The sequence below is a fragment of the Thermosipho sp. (in: thermotogales) genome (assembly GCF_020054775.1).
Classification (GTDB): Bacteria; Thermotogota; Thermotogae; order Thermotogales; family Fervidobacteriaceae; genus Thermosipho; species Thermosipho africanus.
This window is the reverse complement of sequence record NZ_JAIHAP010000086.1, coordinates 1-7,493: the sequence shown is the minus strand read 5'-3', so window position 1 is coordinate 7,493 and position 7,493 is coordinate 1. Positions and strand designations below refer to the sequence as shown.

The 7,493-nt window shown below is 30.0% G+C and carries 5 protein-coding genes; all 5 read right to left on the bottom strand.

The window, feature by feature from the left end; all coding sequences use genetic code 11:
• The coding region (locus tag JG780_RS09995) for an MJ1477/TM1410 family putative glycoside hydrolase (protein WP_287570475.1) at positions 1-780 on the bottom strand (780 nt) is incomplete at its 3' end.
• 4 nt (positions 781-784) lie between these two features.
• Entirely contained in the window at positions 785-3,049 is a 2,265-nt protein-coding gene (locus tag JG780_RS09990; RefSeq protein ID WP_287570473.1) for a DUF2194 domain-containing protein, read from the bottom strand.
• 30 nt (positions 3,050-3,079) lie between these two features.
• The gene (gene iscB, locus JG780_RS09985; RefSeq protein WP_287570471.1) at positions 3,080-4,351 is read right to left on the bottom strand and encodes an RNA-guided endonuclease IscB; all 1,272 of its coding nucleotides are present in this window, start codon (positions 4,349-4,351) and stop codon (positions 3,080-3,082) included.
• Positions 4,352-4,560: 209 nt separating this feature from the next.
• On the bottom strand, positions 4,561-5,961 hold the full coding sequence (gene pelG, locus JG780_RS09980) for an exopolysaccharide Pel transporter PelG (RefSeq protein ID WP_287570469.1): 1,401 nt from the start codon (positions 5,959-5,961) through the stop codon (positions 4,561-4,563).
• Positions 5,962-7,377, bottom strand: coding sequence for a GT4 family glycosyltransferase PelF (pelF, locus tag JG780_RS09975; protein ID WP_287570468.1), 1,416 nt, complete (start codon positions 7,375-7,377; stop codon positions 5,962-5,964).
• Positions 7,378-7,493: the final 116 nt, after the last annotated feature.

Sequence of the window (7,493 nt, the reverse complement as noted above, 5' to 3'; positions counted from 1 at the left end):
ACTGTTGTCATAAAAAGGTGAAAATATATAGTCTGTAACAAGAACAAATTTACCTTGATTTTGGATTTCTTGTATGTATTTTAGCCTATTTAAAGTAATTTTTTCATCAATTCTTTTTGTGTATTTAAAGAATAAAGATTCTATTCCTATACCATCGATAGCATTTATATAATTGTTTGAAGTATCATAATCTAATATATTTTCCCCGTTTTGTGGCACGACTAAAAAATTTCCTTTACTTTTGAGATAATTTGATATTTGAAAGACAAAGTCAATCATCTGCAATGCTGTAAATTCTTTTGGATAGCCATTTTCAGACCAATAAATAAATGAGTCGATTAGATCGAGATAGAGTCCGTCTACTTCATATTTTAAAATTTCATCGATCATATTAAAAACAATGTTTTGCCATTCTATATACCAATACTTTACTTTGTAATTTCCAGGCCACATTGGATTTTCACTTCCAAGCCATTCAGGCGGATTTTTATTCCACTCTTTTTTCCAATAACTTCTATAATCTTCTGCTTCACCTATGCTTAAGTAAGAAAGGATTGTTGTTCCGTTTTCCTTAAGTTTTTTAATATAGTATATATCCTCTTCATCAATATCTTGAACATCAATAATCAAAAATTTAGGCTTGTAGTATGAATATATTGTTCTTAAATTAATTTTTTGAAGTTGATATATAAGAGGTACTTCAGCTCTTTCAATAGATAATGGTTGTATGATTAAAAAGAATAGTATTCCAATCGTAAGTAGTTTAATAATGCCTTCCACGTTTTCACCTCAAAAAGAAAATTTTCATTCTTGTTCCTTGCATTTGAATTATGTATATATCATTTTCTAGATAAAAGGAAACAATTTCACCTCCAATTATTTTTTCTACTGGGAGTTTAGTTTTTAAAAGAAAATATTTTGGCATTAATGAATAGTTTGGAATAGTTATTTCTAGATAATTTTCATTTATCTTGTATTCGTATTTTTGAGTTAAATAGTCAAGAAAGTAAGGATATGCTTCGGAAGCTGTATAATTTTTTAGCCAAGGCATTTTAGATTTTATTTTGTAGTAAAATCCATCAAGTATCGTTATTAATTCTTCCCAATTTTTTTGCATTGGATTTCTATCTTTTGCAAAAAAATCATCAGGATGTATAAAGTGTTGAAAGCTTCCAAAATTTGCAAGTGTATTTATACTGGAAATAAGGATTCTTTTTAATGGATAATAACCGTATGTGGATCTCGGTAATATCACAACGTTGTTATTGTAAATCATATATTCTGAAAATTCATCTGTAGAACTATACGTTGTTCCTATAGTGGTTACTTCTGGTAAGGCTTTTATAAGGTTTTGAACACCATATTCATCTATTATGTTATTTGGTGCCACATAGCTATTTAAAAATATTTTATGACCCAATATTGATTCTAAGAATTTTTTAGCTGCCCTAAGGCTTTCAATTATATTTTGAGGGTTGGGCCAATTTTCCTTTGTTAAAGATAAATGATTATATCCATGAAGTCCTAGTTCAAAATCTGAATTATCTATTTCTATAAGAGCATCTTTTGGAAAATGAGTTATTAGATATTCAGAAAATTCAAAAGGAGGATTACTAACTCCATTGTAACTTAACGGTGTTACTATTGTATATTTAATGTTGTAACTTTTTGCAAAAGCTTTTATGTCTTTCCACCACGTCTTATAGTAAAAATCTGTATCTATTACATCTCTTTTTGTTACATTATATGAGGGGATTGGAAAATCATCAAGGTAAAATATAAAAGAATTAAGAAATCCAGAAATATTAAAATCCTGCATTTCAAGAATGGACTGAAGAATTAATCCTCTTGTTTCTTTCTTTATTAATGGTGGATATATATAACCTATGTAACCACTTCCTTCTTTTTTGTACCAGATGGCTGGGATAGGCTTGCTTCCAACAAGATTTGCAAGTACTATGTTTGAGGTGTCAAGTTCAATATTAAAGTCGATATCAAAATTTATATCAAATTCGCATCCCTCATCTGTATTTGACAAGAAGAATAATTCTTTATTGAATAATATTTTTTCAATGTTGTTTTTTTCAAGCACTATATTTTTATTCCAAGGAGTGTTGTATGGATCTGTTATGAATAACAATGTTCCACCGTTATTTATAAATCTTTTAATAGTGTTAGTATGTATAAATTTTGAATCAGTTATCCATATTATATATCTAAAAGGTGTAAGATCTATGTATGAATATTCAAAAAATCTTTTAACGTAATCTGTTTCAAAATTTATTTTGGCATATTCAAGTAATTTTTTTAGTTGAAATTGTTTTTCAAGGTAAAATTCTTTGTCATATTTGTCGCAAACAACTAAAATTTTATTTTCCCTTCCAACTTTTTTGTTTGTAAGATAGTGTAATATTTTTTGAATATCTAGTATAATATTTCCTTCTTTGTCAATAAAACTGTTGAATATTGCACCACCGCCATTATTTGAAAGAAATATCATCGGATATTTTTTATCATTTACTTTAAAAGAAAGGATTATTTTCGTTTCTTTGCTAAATACTTCGTATTCCTCAACTGGCCTACTTATATCAGTGCTTGGGGATGTCTTAAAAAAGTTTTTATCGTATTCTATATTATAATTGCTCAATTGTTTGTATCCATATTTGTAATGTACGCCGATTTTGTTGAAAACATTATTTAATTCCCTTGCATCTGCATTTGCCCCAATGTTGTTAAAAAAGAAAAAATTTCCACCATTTTCTATAAATATTGAAAGTTGCCTAAGATATAATACAGAGTTTTCAAGAGCATTTGAATAATACCAAGTGATTATTGTTGAAAAGTCATTAGAATTTATACGGTAAAAGTTCATTCTTTCCACATCAAGCAATTCATAGTTTATTTTATTTTTCTCAAGATAGGGAATTACATAGTCCTTTAACATGTATTCGCCATATTGTTCTGAGCCTTTGTAGAGAAGAAGAAACTTTTTTTGTGAAAATATAATAACACTAATTATCATTAAAAATATTACTAATACTTTTTTCATTTTAATTCCTCCCTAATTTGTTCTATTTCATCATGATCCAGCGCAGGAGACTCCATTAAGATGGAGAGGAATGAGCTGATTCCTACTTTCTAACATTAGTGTTTTTGCTTTTTCTAAAAGTTTTAGGTTTGACCACTTAGCCGATGAGTGAATTTTTTCTCCGCTCAATGTACGTATATCGAAGTATCCAGAACTTCTTAACCCGTGGATTATGCCAATTTGATTTTTATATCTTACTTTGTCGAATCTTCTAAATCCTCTAACTTCCTTTATAGTATTCGATGGTCTAATCCCCCCTTTGATTGGATTAGCTTTGTGTAATGACCTGTTTTGTCTTCTAAAAAATTTTCCAAAGTACCATTCAGTCGCTCTGTTAATATTTTTGTTACCACCTGCTATTACAAATGCGTCGTTTCTATGTGTCTTCTCTAATCCCATTTCTATTCTTTTACTTTTTGTAATACTGCCAAAAGTTATTCCAACATCGTATTGTTGTTTCAACCTGTTTACTATGTGCCATCCTATTGTCGACACATGACTTGCATCTTTTAAAATTTTAACTTTTTCAAGTTTACTGCGTGGAATTTTAATCTTACCTTCATGCAAGTCTTTGTGTTCTTCTGCAGTTAATACTATTAAATTAGAGGGATTATCAGTACCACCTTTACTTCTTGGAATAATATGATGGACTTCAAGTATGCCTTTTTTACCTGACAGTTCTGATTTATACCCTGCGCGCCACAAACAGTATTCTCTTACATCACTAAAACTTTTTTTTGGACCTTCTTGATATTGAATACCTTCTACGTCAGGATTAACTATTTTGTGTGCATCAAATGGTGCTATTTCAATTACAATTTTTGTAACTGGCAGTATCTTGGCTATTAAATTAACCAGTCTGATGTGTGCATCAACCTTCCATTGAACACTTGGTGCAAGCCATCCTTCGTATCGACGCCTGTTCAAAAATCTTGGTTTTCTATATCTTCTTTTGCGGTACCTTCTGTTTCTTCTATACTCTCTTTTCTCTAAAAGCAATCTCTTTATATCTTGTCGTAGTTCTACTTCCATACTGAGTAGTTCTTGTTTTTCTGTTATTGCTGAAATACCAAGTATTTTTGAGCCAATGTCTATTCCGACAGTAACAGGTTGTGTGTATGTTGTTGTGTCATACAACAACTGAATTGTAAATGGGTCTCTTCTAACAACTTTAGCAAGCCCTTGTTTTAGTAGTCTTCTTACCTTAGCATGCCTTTTTGTTGGCATTAATGTTTTACCATCCTTTGAAATAACATATACCATATGCGGTAAGCCTCCTTTGAAGGAGTTAGGTGCTCATCCTCAATGTTAGACAGGCTTGTTATGTGCAGGTCACTGTCCCTACCCTTCATGACTGTTTAGACCCACACGACAGAGCCTGGAACTTGAGCAGCATCCCAGGGTGTCATAACCTGTCTAACGTAGCCCCGTCAGCGTATTGCTGGTGGCTGAGAGTAGTCAACTAAGGCTTTTTACAAGCCTCCGCTTCTATAAGCGGTGGGTAGTTGACTTAACCTTAGATAGTATCCTTCTTTGAGATCAACCTTTTGCCTTGAGTATTCTATTTGTATAATTTTGTTGACTCTTTTTTTGAGTAAATAATATGAAATAAAAGTTCCAATTGCAAACGAAAATGCATAACCTGAGCCAAGGGCTGCATACCCAATTTTGTTTACAAATATGGTACTTAGTATTGAATTTAATCCTAAGACACTTAGATTTATTGCAAGGGCAAGATTTCTAAAATCAAAATAAAGTATTAACAAGAGCATCATTAAATAAAATCCATTAAGCATGGCACCTATTAATCCAAGACGAAGTATAGGTTTTGAAAGTTGATTAGAAAATGGTAGCAATTCAAGCTCGTTAAGGATGAAGAATACTGTTGTTATAAGCGTTTGAATTTTTATTGTAAGGCTTATATTTTGCTTTAGTTCTTTTTCCATAGAGTTTTTTAATAGAATTATTTCAGATAAAACATAACCTTCAATCAAAGAGTTATAAAAACTTTTGTATTTTTTGTAGAATCTAGTTTCTAAAACAAGAATAAACATTGTTATTGTTGGAATTATAGTAAGATAGGAAAAAAACATTGGACTATCATATACATATGAAAATTTAAATCCACTAATTGGTTCTTCACCAAATTTTGGATGATTCCAAACTATTATGTCGTCTATCCATATTGAAAGATAGTAAGTAAAACCAATTAATAGGTTTTGCCAGTAGTTTTTTACTTCTTTAAACCATTCAAAGGAAATTTTTTTTGAACTTGAACCAAAATAATAAATAACTACGAAGACATTTATTATTATTCCAATATTTACTGCGATTGCATAACCTATAATTTCAAAATATTTTGCTAGGATTATTGAAGAAATTCCCATAGTTAAATATGAAAATATATACCAATTTATTGAATCAGTGGCAAGTGATGACACCGATATCAACCATAACGTCGTAAGTGAGGCGGTTAAATAGGAAAAGGAAAGAATGAATTTGATGTCGTGTTTAAAGATTAGAAAAAATATTAGAAGATACGTAATTACAATTAAGTTATTTACTAGGATTATTGAAAGTGTTTCAGGAAGTATTTTTTCATATTTTTTTGAATAAATAAGATCTGAGGTTCTTCGTGAGAGAAACATGGAAAAAATACCAGAAAAGATAATTGAAAGTATGAATGCATATATAACAGCCATATTAAAGTATATATCTGCCGACTTTAGAGAATATATAACAACCCATAAAGAAATAGTTGTTATTATCCAAGGCCCAGACGATGTTAAAATTGAATATATTACTGCAAGAACGTCTGTTGATATTTGATTTTTGTAGAATAATTTATTAAGTTTGAAGCCCACACCTGCCATTTACTTCACCACCGAAAGATATAGTTTTTTGTAGTTTTCTATCATTTGATCCAATCTATACCTCATATGTACGCGTTTCTTTCCAGTTTCTGATGCGTTGAGTCTAAATTTATCATTTTCATACATATAAATTATTGCATTTGCAAGTGATATAAAATCTTTTGGTTTTACTACAATTCCGGCAGGTGATATAAAATCTTCTTTGCTTCCATATATAAGTTCCCTGCATGCACCAACATTAGTAGATACTACTGGTATACCTACGGCAAATGCTTCTAATATTACAAGGGGTTGACCTTCGCTTACACTGGATAGAATCATTAAATTTAATTCTGGGTAATATTCTTTTACATCGACCATGCCGGTAAATTCAACTGTGTCTTGCAAATTTAAAATATCAACTAACTCTTTGCACTCTCTAAAGTATTCAGGCTCTTCATCTGTTGGTCCAATGATAAAGAGTTTAAAATCTTTTATTCTTTGCTTTACAATTTTTGCAGCCTTAATTGCTGTTTTAATATCCTTTATTTCTACAACGCGTCCAACTAGACCAACATTGAATGGAGTTTTGCTTTTCCTATATGTAAGATTTGAAAATTTATTAGTATCTATACCGTTGGGAATAATTAAAAATTTTTCTTCTTTAGAACAAAATTCTTTTTCATATTTTTGATTTTCACTAAATAGAGTTGTTATTTTGTCAGAGCCTTTGTATACTACAGAACTTATTGTATTAAATAGCTTAATCCAACCTGTTTTGAATTCTTCTTTTATCCAATCAGCTCTTAGGATTTCAAGCTGCCTTTCTCTATGGTATATCCCATGCTCAGTAAGTATTACAGGAACATTGTATTTTAAACCATTTAGAATGGCTGAAATTCCGGCATAACCGGTTGTAATAGTATGGTATATATCACACTTTGGAAGATCAACTGTAATAGAATTTAGAAATGGAATAAGCATTGAATATAATGTCCAATAATAGTTTGTAAAGTTTTCATATGGAAGATACTTTTCGTAAAAACTTACAATCGTGCCCCAATAAAATTGAGATTTAAATATACTTGTAAAATCAAGAGAGGGATTTTTTTTAAATAATTCATATAGATCTTTGCCCATAAGGTTTTCATCAAATGGATAAGAAATTATATTTTCCAAAGCATTTGTAATTTCTTTTCCTATTTTTCTTTTTTTTGGGAATTTATAGTTTGCAAAAAGATAATATTCAAAATAATCTGTGACGTTTTCAGGAAATTTATACTTTGGGGCTTTCTTTTTTGGAACATCACCAACGTGGATAACACAAAATTCCACATCTTTCATATTTGAAATTAAAGAATTTCCCCAACTTGAAACGCCGCCAACAATATAAGGATAAGTTCCTTCAAAAATTATTCCAACTTTCAATTTATTCACCCTCTATTAATTTTTGCAATTCTTCTTTTGAAATGTTTTTATGTTTAAGAATATAGAGCCCTAACCTTTGTGTTGGTGTAAGATTAAGTTTTTCTAATTCATTTGTAAGGATTAAA